The organism is Deltaproteobacteria bacterium GWA2_45_12 (assembly GCA_001797365.1).
Classification (GTDB): Bacteria; UBA10199; UBA10199; order UBA10199; family UBA10199; genus UBA10199.
In genome coordinates, this window is the sequence record MGPH01000038.1 from 6,411 (window position 1) to 26,677 (window position 20,267).

Genomic DNA, 20,267 nt, shown 5'->3' on the forward strand with positions numbered 1-20,267 from the left:
TCGGACAAATAATTACCATGAACGATTAATAATTTTTCGATGGGAAGTTTTTGAAAAATGAGTTGCTCAAGTCCTGAATGAGGACCCAAAGAAGAATCAAGGCGGGCCCAAATCCCCCTTAATCCCCCTTTTATAAAGGGGGAAATGAAATCAGCCATTTCTCCACTGCCTTTTCGAAAGAGCTCGTCTTCTGCAGCGCTTTCAGCCACATGGCAGGAAAGGGGAGCTGGTTCTTCTTTGAGGATTTGTTTTAAAATTTCAGGATCAAGGGCATGAATGGAATGGGGACTGATGTGAATTTTCCATAAAGAAGTTTTATTTTCATGCGTAAGTTTGAGTTGTTTTAAATGTTCCAGAATATTTTGACTTATCTCAGGAACAACACCCAGCACTTCCGGAAACAGTCTTCCCCGAAGAGGGCTGTTTAAAATGGTTTCCCAGGGGCCGTCATGACTGATGTGATCTCCAACACAAGTCACACCGGTTTTGATCATGTTTTTGATCCCGCTTTTGACTCCCCGGTCTTTTTCTGTTTCCGTCAGTTCTTTTTTTTGAGAAATCAATTTCCGGATCCAATCAACAAAAGAGGCAGGGGAAGAAACCGGCCCAAGAGCCGTTAATTCCAGATGGGAATGGGCATTCACAAAGCCGGGAAAAAGGGCATAGCCGGTCAAATCGATAATTGTCTCGTCAGGATTTTTTTGCTTAATCAGTTCGTCATTCCCAAGAGAATAAATGATGCCGTCTTTAATATGAATGACCGTATAGGTTTCCGGTCCGATCGCCGGGAAGATTTTTGAAGCAATGAGGAACAAGGGAATGGATGGGTAAGGGCAATTCATGAATTGCCCCTACACAACTAATGAATCTGGTTATAAAACGTATCCCGCTCAAAAGGCTCAAAGCCGGCTTCGCGGATGATGGCGGCCATTTTTGATTTTTCAGTTCCCACTTCCTGGTCGCAGCCAGCCAGCCTGACCACATTTTCTTCGATGAGGGCGCTCCCTAAATCATCAGCGCCAAAATGCAGCCCCAATTGGGCGACTTTGATTCCTTGGGTCAAAAGGGAAACCTGGATGTGTTGGAAATTATCCAAAAACAAACGGGCGATGGCCAAAAAGCGCAAGTATTCATAAGCCCCCGCCAATTTTACATCCTTGTTTTTTTTGATTTTGGGATGAAGAGGGGTGTTTTCTGGCTGAAAGGTCCAGGGAATAAATGAAATAAATCCATGCGTCTGATCTTGAAGAGTACGTATTTTTTCCAAGTGTTCAAAACGTTCTTCCCAGGTTTCGATATGCCCCAGCATCATGGTGGCAGTGGAGGGAATGCCACATTCGTGGGCGGCTTTGGCCGCCCCAAGCCATTGGTCGGCTGAACATTTTCCAACGGCAATACGGTTACGAATGCGATCCACCAAGATTTCAGCACCCCCTCCGGGGATGGAGCCAAGGCCGGCTTCTTTAAGCTGGGTGACTACTTGATGATAAGATAGATTGTCTTTTTTGGCTGCATAGTGAATTTCAGCCGGGGAAAAAGCATGTACATGGATGGGATGTTTGGATTTGATATGCCGCACCATCTCGGCATAGAAACCGGTGTTGTGATCGGGATGAAAGCCGCCCTGCATCAAAATACGCGTTCCGCCCAGTCGAAGGGTTTCGTCTATTTTTTCGTCCAATTCTTTCCAGCTTAAAACATAGCCTTCTTTATGATTGGCTGGACGATAAAAAGCGCAAAAAGAGCAACGTGCGGTACATATATTGGTGTAATTGATGTTTCGGTCTAATAAGAAAGCGGCTTTTTTCCCGTTAAGGGATTGGGATTTGGTTTGGGCGAGTTCTCCCAAAGTGAGGATATCGGCTTGATTGGCCAAAAGAAGGGCATCAGCGGTGTTAAGGCGTTCCTTGTTTTTTATTTTTTTGTAAATTTCTTTCATGTTCATTTAATCATTTGTCATTCCCGCCACGTTAATCCCGCTATGCGGGATTTCTGGGGGCGGGAACCCAGTAACAGATCCCCGACAAAAACGTTCGGGGATGACGTTGTTACAATTCTCTTTTCTGGTTTAAAAGTTTTAGCTCAAAGCACATATCCCTGAATTTTTTCAAGCCTTCCAAAGTTTGGGGCAAGATTTCGTAAATGATGTTCTTTGTCAAGTAGGTGTGCATGCGCTCTTGGGAATAGGCCTTGATTTCGCCAATGATAAGATCCAAATTTTTAAGCCCTTCTTTTTTGGCAAAGCAAAGTTCATCTATAAAATCCTGGGAAACGGGCTTGGAAGCCACCCACAGGGCATAGGTAAAGGGCAATCCTATTATTTTTTGCCATAATTGGCCCAAGTCATGCTTTACCTTGCAAACTTGAGGGTGATCCAACACTTTATCACCAATGACAAGCTCGGCATCGGCACCTTCTTGAACTTCTTTTAAGCCCTGAAAAACCAAAGGATTCATATAATTAAGCAAAACTTTAAATAATGAAATAGAAGTAACTGATTCATTTGTATATTTTATTGTTCTTATTTGGCTCAATTCCGGGGTTTTTGCTCCGCAAAATACAGCCACCGTATCAACGGGACCTTGAGATTGAAGCAGGCCTACTTTGTACAAGGGGATGGTGGAGGGATTATCCAAAAATGCAAACGAAGGGAGAAGAGCCACATCCAATTCCCCTTGTTTCATGAGTTCCTCAAGCTTGCGCGGTGGGGCCAAAAGAACGGGACGATTCAAATAGCGCAAGAGGGGGAAAGCATTAATGTAGGGAACAGCTCCTATTTTCATGAAGGTACCGCAGATGATTATTTGGGTTCAACCGGTTTTCCATCGACGATGGGAAGAAAGGCTTCGGAAGTTTCAACCGTGCATGATCCAAAAACTTTTCTTTCTTTTTCAGAAACAATATCATCAACAACACCCCTGTCCCAAAGCACGAAAAAATCACCCACCAAACATTTTTGGGTACGAGTTTTTCGATGAAGCGTGGGCCAGTTTGTTTGAAAATCAATGATTCTTTCTTCTTGCACATCATTTTTGATTTCGGGCTTTGCATAGAGCCAAACCTGTTCGTAATCCACAAAAACAGGATGGTGTTCCGTGGCATAATAAGGCCGGCCAAGGGTTAGCTCGACCATCCATTCGTTGAAGCCTTTTTGAATCTTGCCGTTTCTGATTGCCTTTTGCTGGTCATCCGAAAGGGCCTCAAATTTACGTTTATCTTCGGCTGAAAGATTGTCAAGGCGGGAGCCTACAACAATTGATGAGGATGATTTAGCCTCTTCTGTTTCTTTTTTCTTTTTAGCCAAAGAGGGAAGGGAAAAGGAGAGGAAAAAGATCAGAATAGAAAATATCAATGGTATGCCCCCCAGGACAAGCCCTCGACCCAAGATTCCATGGCAAGCCACGGGATTTTGACCCGGCAAGGCGCGCATCCTGCGCCAACGAGCGTAGGGGATAAAAAATTTTAAATTTGTTTTTTTCATTTTTTTGTACGGGCGAACCTTGCCTGCCCGCCTCAGGAGGGTGTTCGCCCCTTGTATCTACAATATCAATTCACCATATTCTTAATATTCCCAATCAAATTTTCAATTTCTTTTTCCAAGGTGTGAATTTTGCTTTTTCCCATGAGCCAGTTTTTGGATGGGTCGTTGATGATGTCGGTGATGTTTTTGATTTTCCCCGACAAAGCGCTTAGCATGCCGCCTGAATCGGTGTTTTGAGGAGCACGTTTTTTCTTCTCCAAAATATTTTCCAGGGTTTGGGAAATGTTTTTTAAGGTGTCCCTGTTTTTTACAAGGCAGTCATCGGCACCAAGTTTCATTGATTCAACGAGCAGATTGTGATTATTGATGGCTGTAAGAACAACCACCGCGCTGCGTGGAGACCGGGTTTTAATCTGGGCAATATTTTCGGGAGACAGGGTTAAAAGTTCTGCAAGAATGATTTCATAGGAGCGGCTTTTGATAAGGCTGAGTGCTTTATCAAAATTACAGGCCCGGGTGAGGATGAAACGTTTATTCTGTTTGAGACTTTGTCTTAAAAGGTCAAAGTGAAGTAAATGCGAATCGATGACTAAAACATGAATTTTTCGATTCATGGGAGCAGTTTAGACATTGGGACCCGTAAATGTCAAAAATTAAAATGGATGATATTCTTTCTGCATGGGGTTTTACCAAATCCCACCATCTTGCCTGTCTGGTTTCGGGAGGCCCTGATTCCATGACGCTTCTTGAATTGGTTCGAAGGCATCAAGCGCAGAAAAAGTTTAAATCGACCGTCCTTCACTTCAATTTTCACTTAAGAGGTAAAGAATCTCAGCGAGATCAGGCCTTTGTGGCCCGTTATTGCAACAAATGGCACATTCCATTGATTGTCAAAAATACTCCCCTTCAACCGGGGCCCGGTATCCAGGAAAGAGCCCGTAATCTCAGGCGGGAGATCAGTTTAAAATTGGCCCAAAAACATCAGTTTACCCATCTTTTGGTGGCTCATCATGCCGATGATCAAGTTGAAACAGTTCTTATGCGCAAACAAAGAGGGGCGGGGCCCCGTGGGCTTAAAGGAATGGATGAGGAAGTTTTTTTAAATGATCGAACAAAAATGATTCGTCCTCTGTTGAAACTGTTTCGGAAGGAAATCCTCCAATTTGCCAAACAAGAAGGATTGGGGTTTGTTGTTGACTCAAGCAATACCAAGGATGTTTATTTTAGAAACCGCATTCGAAAACAGGTGGTTCTTCTTTCATTAAAGGAAAAAAGAGAGATTTTAAAAGAAGCTGAAAAACACAGAAAGATTTTTATTCGTGATGAAAGATTGGCCCAAAAATTTTTAAATCAAAAAATAATTGCCCCCTCTCCCCAGCCCCTCCCCCTCGAGGGGGGAGGGATTAAGGGAGGGGGTGTTCCCCGATTTCCGATTAATTCCTATTCTTCTTATTCCCCCAATGTTCGTTTTCTAATCCTAGAAAAAATTTTAAAAGAACAAGGATTTAAAAGTCAATTTGAAGAGAAGCACTTTACATTGGTTGATTCTTTAATCTGTCAAAAAAAATCAGGGCGCCTTCGTTTGGGATGTGTGGAGGTGAGGGTGGAATATGGGGGGGTGTATGTGTTTAATGTAAGGGCAATTCATGAATTGCCCTTACACATCAAAGTCTCGCCTACCCGTGTCCCATCCTTACAGAAAATCAAATCCGATGCGAAACGGGGGGTGCTTTATATTTCCGTAGGGGCGGGGTTCCCCCGCCCTATATCGCCGGGCCCGGGCGGGGAAACCCCGCCCCTACAAATCCGCACCTGGCACCCAGGCGATAAATTCATCCCCCTGGGCATGTCTCAATACAAAAAACTCTCCGATTATTTCATCGACAAAAAAATCCCCTCCCTTTTTCGTGATAAAATCCCGCTTGTTCTTGTGAAAGGGGAGATTGCGTGTGTAGGCGGGTTTGCTGTTGCTGATCCTTTTAAAATTAGAGGGCAGGGGAACTGTCTTAAAATAACACGGCAAACTCAGGGTGCCCAAGATTGGACATGGTGAGCCTGTCCCGCACACGGGACCATAAATTGGATAAATCAGGGATTTTTTCAGAGGATTCATAATATAAAAAGAGTTGAATTTATCATTCTAATTAAGTACTATTTGAGTATGTTAGCAACTACTATAAAGCTAGAATCAGAGCTACTTAAGGGTATTATTTCTTTAAAGCCGCGGGAAACCAGTATTACCGCCTTTGTAAGACAGATCTTGGAAAAGGAGATCCGACGCCAAAAAATGGCTGACTCGGCCGAGGCTTATGCCAAGTTTCTTGCCCAAAATCCGCCCGAGGATCTTATGCTTAAGGAATGGGAAGAAGCCGATCTCGTATCTCCTGTTGTTCCAGGCAAAAAGGCAAAGAGAAAGGCCAAATAATATGGAACGAGGGGCGATTTATTGGGTTAATTTTGAGCCAGCCGCTTCGCCCGAATTTGGGAAAATGCGGCCCGCCATCGTTATTTCGAATGTCGAACACAATATGCGGCTGCCAACGGTTATTGTAGTTCCTGTTTCAAGCAAGCCCCCCGTTTTATGGCCCTTACGTCTTTCATTTAAAATGCCTCGTGGAAAAACCTCTTACGCTATTCTCCCGGGATTACGCCAAGTCAATAAGACCCGTTTGCATGATATGATCGGTTTGGTTTCAAATTCTTTCCTTAAAGAGATGATAGAGGCTGTAAATGCCTACCTTGGAGAATAATCTCCCTAAGAGAAGGTAAGCTTCCCGATTTCTTGAAAATTTTCTTCATTAAATCTTTAAAATCCTTGACAACAATTTGACCTTCGTATTACACGGGTCAAACTTCACTGTATTTCTGTTTTTTTTTGGGGGGGTCTCAATTTAAAATAAGATAAGTTTCTAATACCAAGATGCATGTGTATTCTTGTGTATTCAGAAAAATAATTTGTTCAGGTTTTTGGGATTAATCCGTCCTGAGATGTATTTTTGTCTCTTGGTTTAAGAAAAAAATAGGTGAATTATGGCAGAACCAATCAGTGCTTGGAACCACTTACGAACTCGGTTGAAATCCGAAGCCGGGCAGCTCGATCAACTTGTTACAGACAATAGTGATTTGGTAGTTGGGGATGTTAACAGAAACACCTGGGATGCCAGAACCATTTTCTGGAATTTGTCGGCTCTGTCCCAGGTTCAAGGAATTGATCCCGAGCTGCGCCGGGTTCTTATACGATCCCTTCACATTGTTACTGACAAGTACAAGGGAGAATTGCCCCAAGGGGCCGAGCTTCGCCGTTTTCTTGAAGACCCTCAGCGCCGTTTTCGTTTTCATCATGCTCTGGCAGAGCGAATCCATTCCGGTTTTTTACCTTATGTTCGCAGAACCCAACCCGTTCTTCCCACAAATCCTCCGCCGGCCACTCTAGCAGCGTTCAGGGAGGCAGGCATCGAACCGATCCGCGCTTTTTTCAATGGCCCCAATCGAAAAGATCCAGCCAATCGGTTTACCCGTGCGGTCAAGGCCCTTCGTGAAGAATGGGGTTATCACATGCCCATTGTTAGCATGTACACCGATGGTGAAGAAGAAGCGGATTATGTTGTGAATGCTGATTATGCCATTTATGTTCCGGCGGGGGTGGATGATCAAGGCCGACCCGTTTTAGCCTTCAATAATGAGGCTGCCATTATTAGAGCCCTTAAAGATTTTCAGGATGAAACGGGCATTAAAATTACTGAAGCTTTCCCTGGGTGGGGTTTCCGTTCTGAAGCGGCCAGCTTTGTTCAAAAACTGGAACAAGAAAGCATTGCCCTCATTGGGCCTTCTTCCCAAGCCATTGAAATGGGGGGAGGAAAGCTTTCTGCAAAGGGCATTGCACGAGATCTTGAAATTCCTGTGGCAGAGGCGTCCCCTTTAATTCGTATTTCTGGATATGAGGCAAACGGTTCTCCCATCATCGATTGGGATCAGGCTTTTGCCGAAGCCCGGCGTATCGGTTATCCCGTCATGATCAAGCCCAACAATGGGGGTGGGGGTAAGGGGCAGTTGGTTGCCGATTCTGAAGATGATTTAAGAAATAAACTTGTCAGTGCTATCAATATTTCCCGCAACACCTTTAAAAGTGATGAAGTGTTTTTTGAACGGTATATTCGTGAAGGGCGCCATATTGAAGTTCAAATGTTGGGAGAACAAGACATTGGGTTGCGTGTGTGCTCCGCCCAACGCAACAAACAAAAAGTTTTTGAATGGGGGGGGCCGACCATTGTTTCACCGGAAATTGAAGCCGCGTTGCGTGAGTATGCCAGGGCCTATGCCAGGGCCGTGGGTTATAAGGGGCCGGGAACGATTGAATTCCTTGTGGATGACCAGGGAAACATTTTCTTCATGGAGATGAACACGCGTCTGCAAGTGGAGCATCTGGTGACCGAAGAAATGTATGGAATCGATCTGGTTAAAGAGGCCATTCGCCGTCAGCTGGGTTTTAAACCCGATCCCGCCTTTGAAGAAGCCGTTTCCAAATCGCCCAAAAAATTTGCCATTAACTTCCGGGTTCTTGCCGAAGATGTTGAAGAGGGTTTCAGACCTTCCCCTGGTTTGATCAGGAAGATAAAACTTCCCAAAGGACCCCATGTCCGCATTGATGAAGGTGTTCATGAAGGCGATCGTGTAAGCGAAGCTTACGACAACATGATCATGAAGCTCACTGCAACTGGTGACACCTGGGAAGAAGCCGTGGCGAATATGAAGTCGGCCCTGCGTGAGTTGATTATTCTGGGGGTGAAAACCAATATCGAGTTTGGTCTGGAACTTTTGGACACCGATGAGATGCGAAAAAATGGGGGGATGGGGCTTTCCGTGAATTTTGTTGAGCGCTATCTTTATACGAGGAAGGCCTATCAAAAAATGGAGCATCAGAGTGGCGTTAACGAGGGTTCTCTTAGAAAAGACTACGGCCATGATTGGCGGAACATTTCAAATCCCTTCATGTTGAAAAACCCCCAGGCCCTCATTGAAGGGCTGGTGTGGGCCCATTTGCACGGGCAAGAAATCGGCAACACACAAATTCCTGATCTTGTTGCACGTTATGGTACAAGATGGAGCATTCCCAAACCTTATGCCGATGAGGCTCTTTTAGCGACGGCCCTTCATGCCTATTATGAGAGGCGCGCCGAAATCATCCAGAATCTTTTGGATCCAAGGTCCGATATTTCCTTTAACCCCGATACCATACCCAATGAAGAAGGATTGAGTTTTCAGGCCGAAATCAATGGCCAAATGGCTTCCATCCATGTTCGTGAAGTATCCAATAGCCGTTTTGCCGTTACCATCAACGAACATACCGTCATGGTGGAAGCCCAACGCCGGGATCTTCACACCTATAGCCTTTTTATTGATGGCCAGCGGGACTTGGCGACCGCCAATAATTTTGCCGTCTATGTTGATGCCAGGGCCGGAACTTTTGAAGTGCAAGTGGAAGGTGTAAGGCATGAAATAAAACTGGCCACCTCAAACGATGGCCAAAAGGCGGGAGTCATCGCATCCCCGATGCCCGGCAAAATCGTGAATGTGCTTGTAGCATGTGGAACGCCTGTAACCGCGGGACAGGGCCTTGTGATCGTGGATGCCATGAAGATGGAAAACACTATTACCGCCCCCGTAAGTGGGGTGGTTAAGGCAATCAGGGTGATGGCAGGGGATACTGTCCAGAGTGGGCACGTGCTTGTTGAAATTGAACCGGATGTGACCGGTGAAGCTGCTTCATCCAAGGTGGCCTATAATTTCATGCCGGATCATCATTTGGGTCCCCGGGCCCAGTTGGGATACATTGATGAGGCCGTTGATAAAACACATTATGATCAAGTGATGCAGGCGATGCGTGAACGTTTGCACGGTGATGCGCCCAAGTTACTTTCTTATATTGCAGAATATCTACGGGGTTTTGATTATACCCAAGATTACTTGAAACGCGTATTAAGCCTGCTTGAGGAAGTCAGAGAACCTTCTTTCCCCATTCAACAGGCCCTCCAGGCTGTTTTGAACCAATACCTCGATCTTCAAAATTTATACGCCCCCAATAATGAATTAAGGGATGAATTTGAATTCTTTATCAAAAATTGGCGAAAGGTTAAAGGAAGGGTCAGTAAAAAGATGGGTGATGTTCTTATCGCCAATTTGCGACATTTTGGGATAAGGCTTGGAGATCCCATCCTCGATTCCAATAAATCGGTCATTGGTTATCATGTTTTACCTGATGGGGTTGTTGTTAAGGAACATTCTTTTATTAATGTTCTTCTTCGATTAAGACAGGCTTGGAACAACGGCAGTGGGCGCAGAAGTATCGTTTCAAGGCTGGTCCGTCTGGCAGGTTCCTATAGAATGAAGGATGAAGCCATCCGGGAAACCTTGATGAAGCTCTACACAAATGCCAAGGATTCCGGGGCCCAACCCGTAGTCGATGCGGTGCGGGATACGGCCCGCCAGATTGATGTCGTCTTTGCCCAGGGATTCAACGGTTCCCCTATCCCTGATATTTATGCCGCACGCCATGCAGCCTTCCTGAGAGGAAGGAATCTTGTTGCTCCAGCAGAATCGGCAAGAATGATTTTAGCCATTCCCAGTGCTGTGCCTCAAGCTTGTTCTGAATTGGGGCTTGGGGAAGCCCACCCCATTGCCCGCCTGGCCCATGCTTATGGGGCGCAAATTGCCGCACTCTATTCGCCCGATGATCGCTTTCAGATTTTTCTGTTTCGAACAGGGAAAGGGCCAAAAGAAAAAAATTCTTTGGTTCTGTATGCTCCTTACCCGGAAGCTCCTTCCGTGTCATATGATGACCGGGGAGTTTTTGTTGGGGAGAGGGGGCTTGAAGATTACGCGATCCGGGCTGCTGAAATCATGAAGGTTTATCAGTCTATTGAAGAAAAAAACTCAATAAGAGGCGGCCTTCCCCTTAAAGATCATGAAATCATTCTTGATATGCAAGAGCTTGTCAGGGAAGCGGATCGAAATGGAGTTCCCCATGTGTTCACCCCTTTGCATTGGGATACCCTGGGAAAAAATGTATTCCCCTTTCTTGATCGTAGGGCTCTGTATCGCGCCGCGGTTTTGGCTAATACGATGGACTCTGACGGAAGAACAACAAGAGTGGCTCATCAATATGTACCAACCAGGGATGGTCAGGTCTTTGCCATGAGGACAACCCGGGACCAATATTTTGCCATTGAAGATTCTGAAGACCGTGACCATCACTTAAGAGGGCTTTTGACTATTGAAGAAAGAGCGGCCAAATTCTTTGATGGGGGCCATTATGAAGTTATTAAATTAAACGGGGTTGAAGACAGTGCCGTACTCTTAACAGTGGGGAAGGTGAAGGGGCGGGAGGTGATTGCCTATTTGAGTGATTCCCGCACCAAAAAGAAGAGGGGGGCTGTGGGTGCTGCCGAGGGTAAAGTCATGGCCGCCGCAGTCATGTTGGCCTACCTTAAAGGAATGCCCGTGGTTGGCCTTAACGACTCTGGGGGTGCCAAAATTCCCGAGGGAACACCGGCGTTGAATTATTCCGGAATCGATTTTTTCATCAAGGAAGCGGCTCAAAGAACTCCTGAAGAATTCAGTCGATGGGTGGAAGCGCATCCCAATTGGGCCTTCTTTAAGGCGCTTCTTGATCAATTTGGCAATGGTCGACCTTTGATAGAACAGTTAAAGGGGAAAAATCCTCCGCTACATATTGCCCTGATGATGGGATTAAACTCCGGCATGGTGGTTTATGGCCCTGCCGAGCTTAACCATGTTTTTATGCGAAATAGCTCTCAAGTGGCGGGAATGCTTACGGGGGAAAATGTTGTTTACGAGGTGAAGCACGTCAAACTAAGCAACTCTGATATCGGGGGCGCTTACGTTTTGGTTCGCAAGGCGGGAACTGTTGACCAGGCAGTGGATACCGAGGAAGAACTTTTTGATTTGGCCAGAAGGGCCATCGACATGTTCTCGCCCGGTGTTGCTCTTGGAGATGGGATTATTCGCCGTTTTGAAGGGTCACTTGAAGATACCAAAGCTCAAAATACCGAAGCCACAATCATCCATCTTCCGACCCTGCTTCGGCATGTGGATCATGGTTTTTTCTGGCCCTACAAAGGAGATCTTCTTCATGCCTCTGAAGTGGAAGCGGGATGGACCCAGATGGGGGGCAATACGGTGGCTATTCTTGGGCCCAAATTGCCCGGAGGGTTTGGAAGTAGGGAGGCCATTGAGAAGGCCGACAGGTTTGCCCGTGCAGCCGTTTCTGAAAATATTCCCCTTATCAAGATTGTCGGGGAAAAATGGTACAGCCGTTCCCGTAGCGGGGGGCGCGATGTGGAAAAACGGCGTGAAGAATTAACTGGCTTTCTGACCCGTTCCACACATGTTCCGCAAGTTTCCATTATTACCCATGCACGCGGTTTGCAAATGTACAACGTGCACGAGGGAAGCCATGTACAGATTTTCGTAAAATCGGCCACCACCACCCGGCATGAGCTTTGGCTGGCACAACGCAAGGGGTGCATCATTGTTGATACCTTTAAAGAAGCCATGGACTATGCTTCACGTTTTGTTGCCTATGCAAAGGCCTCTTCCCGGCAGGCTCTTGTTTCCACCAAGGATAATCCTGATCGCACTGCTGATCTTTCGTTTGTCCCTACCGATTTTAACCTGGGTTATGACATGCGGAAGGTTATTGGAGAGGTATTTGATCAGAATTCCTTTCTAGAGATTGGTCAATCCGACACGAATAATCTGCAAGGGTCCAATTTAATCACGGGGCTGGCCACCATGAACGGACGTGTGGTGGGTGTGTTTGCAGACAACCCCCAAATTCGGGCCGGAGCGGCTGACTGGCTGGGAGCCGATAAATTCCGCCATTTTGTGGAACTGTGCAAGTCGCTTAAAGTTCCCATGGTTTATATGGAAGACTCCCCCGGTTTTGAACCGGGGCCCGAACAGGAAGGGGCCGATATTCAAGGGCGGGGCGGTAAGTTGTTGAAGGAAATCATATCCGCCGATGTTCCCAAAGTAAAATTTGTTGTGCGCAAATCATTCGGGGGAAGAAATATTCAGGGTTTCCATCCCTGGCTTTCGCCCGGGACCGTGGCCCTAAGCCTTACTAACAGTCTTATTGCGGTGATGGGAGCGCGTGCCGGTATTCCATTTGTCTATAGGAAGGATGGTGCTTACCAGACACTTGTGGGAACCATTGTCAATGAAAGTAAGGCCCTGACTACCTTGCTTGATACCTACCAACCACGGCAGGATCCCGGAGATGTAAAAAGACGTTTGAGCGCTTTTGCCGCCCAGATACGTGCTATTGATGAAAATTATCCATTCAAAAGATTGGATGCCATTAAAACAATTCTGGGAGGATTGGATGAAATTATTTCGCTTGATGAAACTCCCGGACAGACAATTTCTCCTATAAGGGAAAAAATCTATCTTTTTAGAGAATTGGTTAGGCGTGTCGATGAGCTTATTGGCAAATATAATAAAGATGTTGCCGACCCTGCTAAATCGCTCACAGTTGCTAAAGCGGGTGATTTGGTCAGGGGATATTTGGATGGCATTATTGAACCCTCCACTTCCCGGCAAGCCATGCAAGAAGCCCTGACCCTTGCCGAAAAACGCGCCGCCGCCCGTACACGGCCATACGCGGCCTTAACCCGCGACGAAAGCCGCTTGGCCCATGCCCGCGGGCGTTTAGCTGATTTGGGTTTGCATGCGCGGTTTGTGGTGGAAGATGCCAAAAATGCAGGACGCGATCTTTTAATTTTGGATGGGACTGAACGTTTCATGACCTCCGCTGAAGTCCATGAAGTTTTGAATGTGTTAGATGAGTTAGATGGTAAGAGTGAAAATGCAGCAAAATTTGTAACCTATGCCAATGGGGATGTTGATAAACGGGAACTCTTAAAGACAGAATGGAAATCTCAGAGAGAAAAAGAAACTGTTCGAAGGGTTGCCTTGCAAAGGCCCCAAAATCTTGCAGATGCTCTTTTGGCCGCAGTGCAAGCGGCTGATCCGGAGCAGCTTAATAACTTGGCTTCACAGCTAGCGTCCGTTGTGGGGGCACTGCAAGCCAGCACTGCCCATCTTCTTCCCCTTGTTGCCGCCTTGGCTCCGGCATTTTTGGCGGCCCAATTCCAAATGAGGATGGAGTTTGTGCGCACCCGTCTTGTGGCCCAAATCAAAGGTGGCGAGATGAGGTTGAGTTCTCGTGACATGCATGAAGAGCTGGCCGTCTACCTTCCTGAATTGTTTCAACTAAGCAAAGCAGATGATTTAGAGGATTTCATTGGCTCTCTGGCTCGTAACGCCTTGGCAAAAATTATTTCCCAAGGGGGTGAAGGGATAGGGGCTGACAGTGCTCAAAGAAAATGTGTTCTCGTCCGGCGTGTCGCGGAGGATTCTGCTTACATTCCTATTTTTGTGTTCAATGTTTCTGATTTGAGCGCGGGTTCTATTGAAAGAGTCATGGAGGATTCTGCCATAGATAAAAGGGCGTTGCGGATCGGTGTTTACGAACCCTTTAATGACAGGGCCATAAAATTGGTGCTTTTATTGGATGCAGAAACAAATGACGAGGATCGTCTAAGGCTTCTTGTAGAAAAATTGGAACTGTTCAAGACAGAGGGCATTGCTTCCATTGAAGTGTGGCAAGGGCAGGGGCCCGATGTTGTTCGTTACCGTTATTCTGTCAATGAAAGTGGAATTACTTTGGAAAGTTCGCTTCACTTGAATCACCTTGCCGGAGCTGCTGTGACCGGCAATGGAGATACCCCTGTTCATAGTGGCCCGCGGCGGCGTATTCTTCCTGTTGCGCAACAAGCCGCTGTTTCAAGGATACCAGTAAAAGAGATTCAAAAGGGAGGGCAAACAGGTGGAGGAAACCCTGAAGCTTTGTCCCGCTCTACCGTCATTGGCGACCGTACGCTGATTCCTGCGGGAGATATTTTTGGACGTCGCCGGCATAATCATGATGTCATGCAAAATGGCTGGGTGGAGCCTGCTAATGGCGATGCATTAGATCGCGTCTTGGATGCGGCTGACGCAAAAACAGATGATGCAACCGTGGCTAACGGTGATGGCGCTGCTAAAACCAAAAAATCCCCCGTAGGGGCGGGGTTTCCCCGCCCGCACTCGGCACCCATAAGACATTGGTCCTCGCTTGCCGCCATGCGGGCCGGCGGCGGCATTCGTTCCATCACAAGCCATCCCGGTTTTAGACCGGTGGGGAGGTAAGGAGGAATGGCAAGATAAAAAACCGTCATGCCCGCCACGAGAAAATAATGGGGGCGGGCATCCATTATTTGGATCCAGAAAATGGAAATGCAAAAGCAGTTTTGTGTATACATTCTGGCTAGTGGAAAAAATGGAACTCTTTATGTGGGAGTTACTTCCGATTTATGTAAACGAATCTGGGAACATAAAAATAAGGTGACGGAAGGATTCACTAAAAAATATAACGTAGATCAGCTTGTTTACTTTGAAACACATGACGAAGCTGAATCAGCCATTACAAGAGAAAAAAGGATTAAGAAGTGGAATCGAAATTGGAAGATTAGATTGATCGAAAAAGAAAACCCGGAATGGAAAGATTTATATGATGGATTAGGTTTTTGACAAATGGATCCCCGACAAAAGCACTCGGGGATGACGGGGGTAAAAAGCACTCGGGGCCTGCCCTCGAGTGCTTTTGTCGAGGGCGACCCCGTGTCGCGGGGTTCTTGGGGCGGGAATCCGTTATTGGGCCCCCGCCCTCAGAAATCCCCGGAGTACCGAGGATTGGCGTGGCGGGGGTGACTTTGATAGATGTGTCTAAAGGTCAGAGAAATAGGGTGTCCCAAGGGTACAAAAAGTGAATCAACATTCACTTTTTGCTTGCCAGAGGTTTCCAACTTGGATAGTCCGGCAAGTCAATCGTTTTAAGGTAGAGAACACTTAAATCTTTCTCTGGGGGGAGAAGGAGATGAAGTGGAAAGAAGTTTTGTAAGGGGTCAGTCAGAGGGAGATTAATCAACCAGGCTTTGAATTTCCCGCCTTGTTTTGAGCAAAATTATTCACACTGTTAAAAAATATTGGCATGACCAAGTGCGGTGGCTTTGTCCGTTTTTTTGGTCATTATTTTTAAAGTTCAATTTTTGCGGAGGAAGAAGTGAAGCAAGACGTTTCTGTATTCATGCTGGATGTTCCCTACGTTGTTTCGGATGAAATGAAATCCGCAGCTCATGCGTGCGTACGGCAATTCCTCAATCTTAAAGAAATTGCTACCTCCATTTCCTTGTCCACTCTTCTTGGCCGCCTGCTTATGGCCAAAGCGATGAAGACCCATTCTCCCACCTGGAATTTTAAAAAGACATCCGAAGGATCTTACGGATTGTTCGACGAGAAGAATAATCTCTTAAGCTATGCCAGCCTTTCACACTGCGACGAACTGGTGACTCTTGCTATCTCTTCTTCTCCTTTGGGAGTGGATGTGGATAAAATAGAAAATACTTTCACCAATGATCTGAATGCTCAGCGCCATTTCTCGGATTGGGAGCAGGCCGATTGGGAAAAACTTCCCGATGCCCTCAAGCCCTTGCGCTTCCAACAGCTCTGGTGTTTGAAGGAAGCTTTTGTGAAAGCCCTAGGTCAAGATCAGATGGAGAACATGACCCGAGGGTGTTTTCTTATCGCCGATGATAATCTCAATGTTCGTTTTCATTATGATGATCGCGATTTAAACCACAAGCCTGTGGATGAAAATGCCTGGCAATTCAAGTTGGGTTACCCAACGCCTGATCATGTTGTGGCTTTGGCCGTGCAAACACCCCAAAAAATGAAACTGGAATCCCAGCGCTGGTCTTTGGAAAATTTTTTACAAGTTTTGAATTCTTTTACAAACAATGAGGAGTCTTTATGGATCGCTTAAATAGCATGCTTCAAATATTGGTGGATAAGAGTTACCTGGTACATGAAGATCTGCAGGACTCTGCGAGAGCAAGAGCGAAATTAGCGGCTTCGGATCAAGTTGCCATTGCGGATGTCATTCAAAGAACAACCAATCTCCGTGCCGATTCTGCCCAATTGCTTCTCTTTTTAAGATGGGTGAAGACTTCTTCTCCACAGTTAGGCAAAAGCCTGGCTGCCCGCTTGAATGCTCCCTATGGTTTGATAGACACGAATCCGGTGACAGCTCGTGATTTTCCTGAAGGAACCCCCTTTGGGATGGATGCGGAAGGCAGTACGGATTCCCATCAAGGGTTGAAGGTTAATTTTGTCGACACGATGGTGAGTCCCAAAGGCATTCGCTTATTATTCAATACGAGTCTCCTTTTTCATGTTGAAGCCCGTTTGGTTGATTTGCTGTCTGACGAAAAACAATCCACCATTTATTCCACCAGTAAAAATGCGAGAGAAGCTTATCTGAACTTGGTGGGGTTCCTGCTTCCCAAAAATCAACCTGAATTTGAGGTTATGTCCAACATGGACATCGAAATTTTAGCCGAAGCCTTGGCGCGTGCAGACATATATGAAGGGCAAGAAATTTCTCCTCGCCTTGAAAAAACATCCGAGAACGCCGTTAAGTTTTTAGCCAGAATCGGTCTTCACCCCATGAGTCAAATGGCCTTGGCCATCCGTGACGGCCGTATTTTAGCCGGTGGCTTTTATGCTGGGCAGGGGGCCCCATGGACGGAGGAGATTCAAAATTTATTGTATGCTGATGACGTTGTTAATCGTAATGTGGCCGCGAATCTATACCCTCAGCTGGCTGGCCCTTTACGCGATGAGGATGGGATTGATTTGGATCGCTTTGCAACAAGTGACAATTTTTACGATGTCAATGGCGTGCCGACGACCTCGCCTTCCATCCCCGTGGCTCAAGCCTTACAAACTCGTGTCTTGAATACCTATGGATTGGATGTAGCTAGATTCCACGTTCTTGGTGGCCAGAGCCAAGGGGAGGCTGTGGCCTTTGCCGCAGCAAGGGCCTTTGATCCTGCATCAGGTCGCGTTGATTATCCAACCTATGCTCAAGTGGGTGGGTTTGGTAGTGTAAAAAACTGGGCGGATTTCATCCGTTACATGGCGTCCCAAGGAAGATTTTTCGTCCCCGCCGGTCCCAATGTTGATGGCGCCGAATATGCGATTGCTACGAGCGGCATTCCCAATGATGATACAAATCCGTCCGAAAATCTTTTGGGTCAAATGCTTCAAGCCATCAACGAACATTTCGGTTTGGATCAGCTTGTCACCGGCGAACATATTTTTGCAAGTAATGTGAACGTGGATGTGGCTCCTTATTATTATACTTTGGTGGGCGGCACCCCCCGTGCGCTCCGCCTTTTGTCGGACATCATCAATTGCTACTTTGCTAAAGCCAAGCCCGCCCGTTTTGCAACTCCTCATAAAGAAGACTTACTGGCCGTATGGCCTAAAGTGGAAGGCATTTTAAAGAAACTCAACCGAACCTATGTTCAAAAGCCTTTGTCCGGACGGGAAATGGGCATCGCTTTGGCTCCTCACGACCCTTATCTTCTTACGCAAGGTCATCCTGATTTCTTAACAGAGATTGCCAGTCGGGGTATCACCCTAGGGGCTCCGTCAACGACTATTGTTACAAATCCTAAAGGAGAAACAGCTCAAGATCGGCATGCTGCCGGAGAAGCTTGGGCCGCCATTCCCAGTGGAGATAATTTCTTTCGTACCGTGTGGGTGGGCCGTACTGCCCGTGCCATGCAGGCTAGAGGGGCGCATGTCCTTGTTGACTTGGGTTCTGGAAAAGGCTCCACATCTTTTATCATTAAAAATGGCGTGACCATCCCTGTGATCACCGTAGCCACTGAAGAAGGCATGGAAGCCATGACCACACGTAGTCCAGCGGCTTTGCGCCGGGCCTTGGCCGCGAGCCAAGCAGATGATGTTTTCTTGCCCGATGGCATGCATGTTGTTTCCATGGGAGAGGCGCGCGTTGCAGCAGATGTGAGCTTACCTTCCATTCCAGGGGTTGAATTGACCAAAACGGTTTTGGCGGATGGATCCATCCAATACCGTGCCAAAGTTATAGGGGCTTTGACGGAAGAAAGTGGGGCCAAGCTTAAAGAATTTTTTGCTCAAAGTGGAGAAGGTCGACTTGCCTATTTCTTCACTCAAGACAAAATAGGGGAAGAAGCCAATCCTTACACAACCTTTCTCACTCAACCTTTTGTGGGAGAAACTCTTGAGTGGGTTGTGAAAAAAGAGTCGGAAGGGGATCGACAGATCTCTAGCTCGCTTAAAATTTATGAGGCTGATAAACCCACACTAGAGGTGACGCGGACCGGAGTGAATGCTATTGTTACCCGTGAGTTTGTTCATACCAGCCATGGTGTTTCGATGACGGAAAGAGCTTATTTTGTTGACGTGACGAGTGAGGAGCCCCTTGTCTATGGCGATATCAGGGCAATACATGCTGGTTCATACCCTCACAGCGCCCGTGCTGCTTACCTTAAAGACTGGGGCACCGGTATTATTCCCAATGCTGCTGAACTTTTGAATGCTCCCTCAAGCTCCGATCTTCTCCAAACTTTTTCTCTGAAATATACGAAGAAGATTACTCTCGAAGACATGTTGGATTACGCAAAAAACCGCGTCGGTTCCACCGATGAGCGTTTTGTCGAGAGGCGCAGGTCCGGGGGCATCGAGGCTCATCCGAGTTATGCCAAAGACGCCATCGAACAAGAAGGCGTTTTGCTTTGCGCTCTTTTAGAGGCTGCCGATTTGGATCCCGCTTTGATCCGAAATCTTGGTGGGTCCGAGCATCAATATTTGCCCATCAAAGCGGGCGATGACATTACCGTTGAATTTTTCATCCGTAGCGTGAACGACACTTCGCTCGGTCGCATCATGGAAGTGTTCGCCCGCGGCACCAATCAGCGTGGAGAAACTGTTTTTGAAAACAATTCCGTTTTGGGTTCCTTGATCGACACGGGGCTCACCGGGGATGAGGTGCGTCCTGTTCTTGCCGCACGAACCGATCTGCCCCCGACCGATGCTGATTTCTTGGCTGGCAAAAAAGTCTACACGCCTGAAAAACAAAACTTGGTGACCATCGGTACCGTGGCCACTCCAGATGGCACGGTGACGACTCGAGAAAAGGGAAACAAAAGATTTAAAGATGATGAAAACCGCATTCACATTCAGACAACCTCGGCAAGATTGGCAGGCTTGGACGATGTCATCATGCGTGGGGAAGAATCTTTTGATTTGGTGAACGAATCAATCCTCCGCGACAAAAGAATCACCGGCGGCGATGCTTCCCGTTATGTTGGTTTTAAAAATCGTCAATTCCAGAATCCCGTCGCTTATGGAGAAAAACTTTCTTACAACGTCACCCGCATTCGTCATGGGGAAGGTGTGCATGAATACGAAGTTGAAGTCGTCAATGCTTCTGGCGATCCTGTCATGACCTATACGCTCTACGCCAAGGGCCCCAAAACCTTGGTCATGTGGGCGGGGCAGGGTGTGATCGACAAGGGGGCCGGTGATGAAGCCATTAGCGACCCTATTCGTGCGGCCCATTTTTATAGGCTCCAGAGCATTCTCATGGAGGCCGGTTTTAACATCGACATGCGGCAAGTATTAAATGAAGCCAGTGACGACACTGCTTTGGTCCAACCGTCGCAGGCGGGTTATGTCGTTCCCCTTTATGACCGTTTGGTGGATCAAGGCCTCATTCCCGACGATGCGATCCAGACGGGATTGAGTTTGGGCATGTGGTACGCCATGTATGCTG

At 46.8% G+C, this 20,267-nt stretch carries 10 protein-coding genes and 1 pseudogene (2 of these 11 cut by a window edge); 6 read left to right on the forward strand and 5 right to left on the reverse strand.

Annotated features, from left to right (window positions below):
- The 5 genes and pseudogenes from A2048_08800 to A2048_08820 form a co-directional block, all read right to left on the reverse strand.
- A pseudogene (locus tag A2048_08800) lies at nucleotides 1-842 on the reverse strand (hypothetical protein) (it extends 22 nt beyond the left edge of the window).
- Nucleotides 843-859: 17 nt separating this feature from the next.
- Nucleotides 860-1,945 (reverse strand): dehypoxanthine futalosine cyclase, encoded by a 1,086-nt coding sequence (locus A2048_08805; GenBank protein ID OGP08832.1) that lies wholly within the window; start codon nucleotides 1,943-1,945, stop codon nucleotides 860-862.
- A 103-nt stretch (nucleotides 1,946-2,048) separates the two neighbouring features.
- Entirely contained in the window at nucleotides 2,049-2,783 is a 735-nt protein-coding gene (locus tag A2048_08810) for a hypothetical protein (GenBank protein OGP08833.1), read from the reverse strand.
- A 17-nt stretch (nucleotides 2,784-2,800) separates the two neighbouring features.
- Nucleotides 2,801-3,481 carry a hypothetical protein gene (locus tag A2048_08815; GenBank protein OGP08834.1) on the reverse strand — a complete coding sequence of 227 codons (681 nt, stop codon included), beginning with the start codon at nucleotides 3,479-3,481 and terminating at the stop codon, nucleotides 2,801-2,803.
- Nucleotides 3,482-3,546: 65 nt separating this feature from the next.
- Complete coding sequence (locus A2048_08820) at nucleotides 3,547-4,095, reverse strand: hypothetical protein (GenBank protein OGP08835.1); 549 nt, start codon at nucleotides 4,093-4,095, stop codon at nucleotides 3,547-3,549.
- A 29-nt stretch (nucleotides 4,096-4,124) separates the two neighbouring features.
- Between A2048_08820 and A2048_08825 the strand changes: the two genes are divergently transcribed.
- The 6 genes from A2048_08825 to A2048_08850 all read left to right on the forward strand — a co-directional run.
- Nucleotides 4,125-5,534, forward strand: coding sequence for a tRNA lysidine(34) synthetase TilS (locus tag A2048_08825; protein ID OGP08836.1), 1,410 nt, complete (start codon nucleotides 4,125-4,127; stop codon nucleotides 5,532-5,534).
- A 373-nt stretch (nucleotides 5,535-5,907) separates the two neighbouring features.
- The gene (locus A2048_08830; protein OGP08837.1) at nucleotides 5,908-6,231 is read left to right on the forward strand and encodes a hypothetical protein; all 324 of its coding nucleotides are present in this window, start codon (nucleotides 5,908-5,910) and stop codon (nucleotides 6,229-6,231) included.
- Nucleotides 6,232-6,511: 280 nt separating this feature from the next.
- Nucleotides 6,512-14,752, forward strand: a complete 8,241-nt coding sequence (locus A2048_08835) for a hypothetical protein (GenBank protein OGP08838.1) — start codon at nucleotides 6,512-6,514, stop codon at nucleotides 14,750-14,752.
- Nucleotides 14,753-14,839: 87 nt separating this feature from the next.
- Complete coding sequence (locus A2048_08840; GenBank protein OGP08846.1) at nucleotides 14,840-15,133, forward strand: hypothetical protein; 294 nt, start codon at nucleotides 14,840-14,842, stop codon at nucleotides 15,131-15,133.
- Between the two features lie 556 nt (nucleotides 15,134-15,689).
- Nucleotides 15,690-16,424 carry a hypothetical protein gene (locus tag A2048_08845; protein OGP08839.1) on the forward strand — a complete coding sequence of 245 codons (735 nt, stop codon included), beginning with the start codon at nucleotides 15,690-15,692 and terminating at the stop codon, nucleotides 16,422-16,424.
- A protein-coding gene (locus tag A2048_08850) for a hypothetical protein (protein ID OGP08840.1) crosses the window boundary here: on the forward strand, nucleotides 16,412-20,267 show its 5' end (the start). The gene runs 9,455 nt beyond the window's last position; only the first 3,856 of its 13,311 coding nucleotides appear in the window; the start codon lies at nucleotides 16,412-16,414; its stop codon lies beyond the right edge, outside the window. Before A2048_08845 ends, A2048_08850 begins: the two co-directional genes overlap by 13 nt.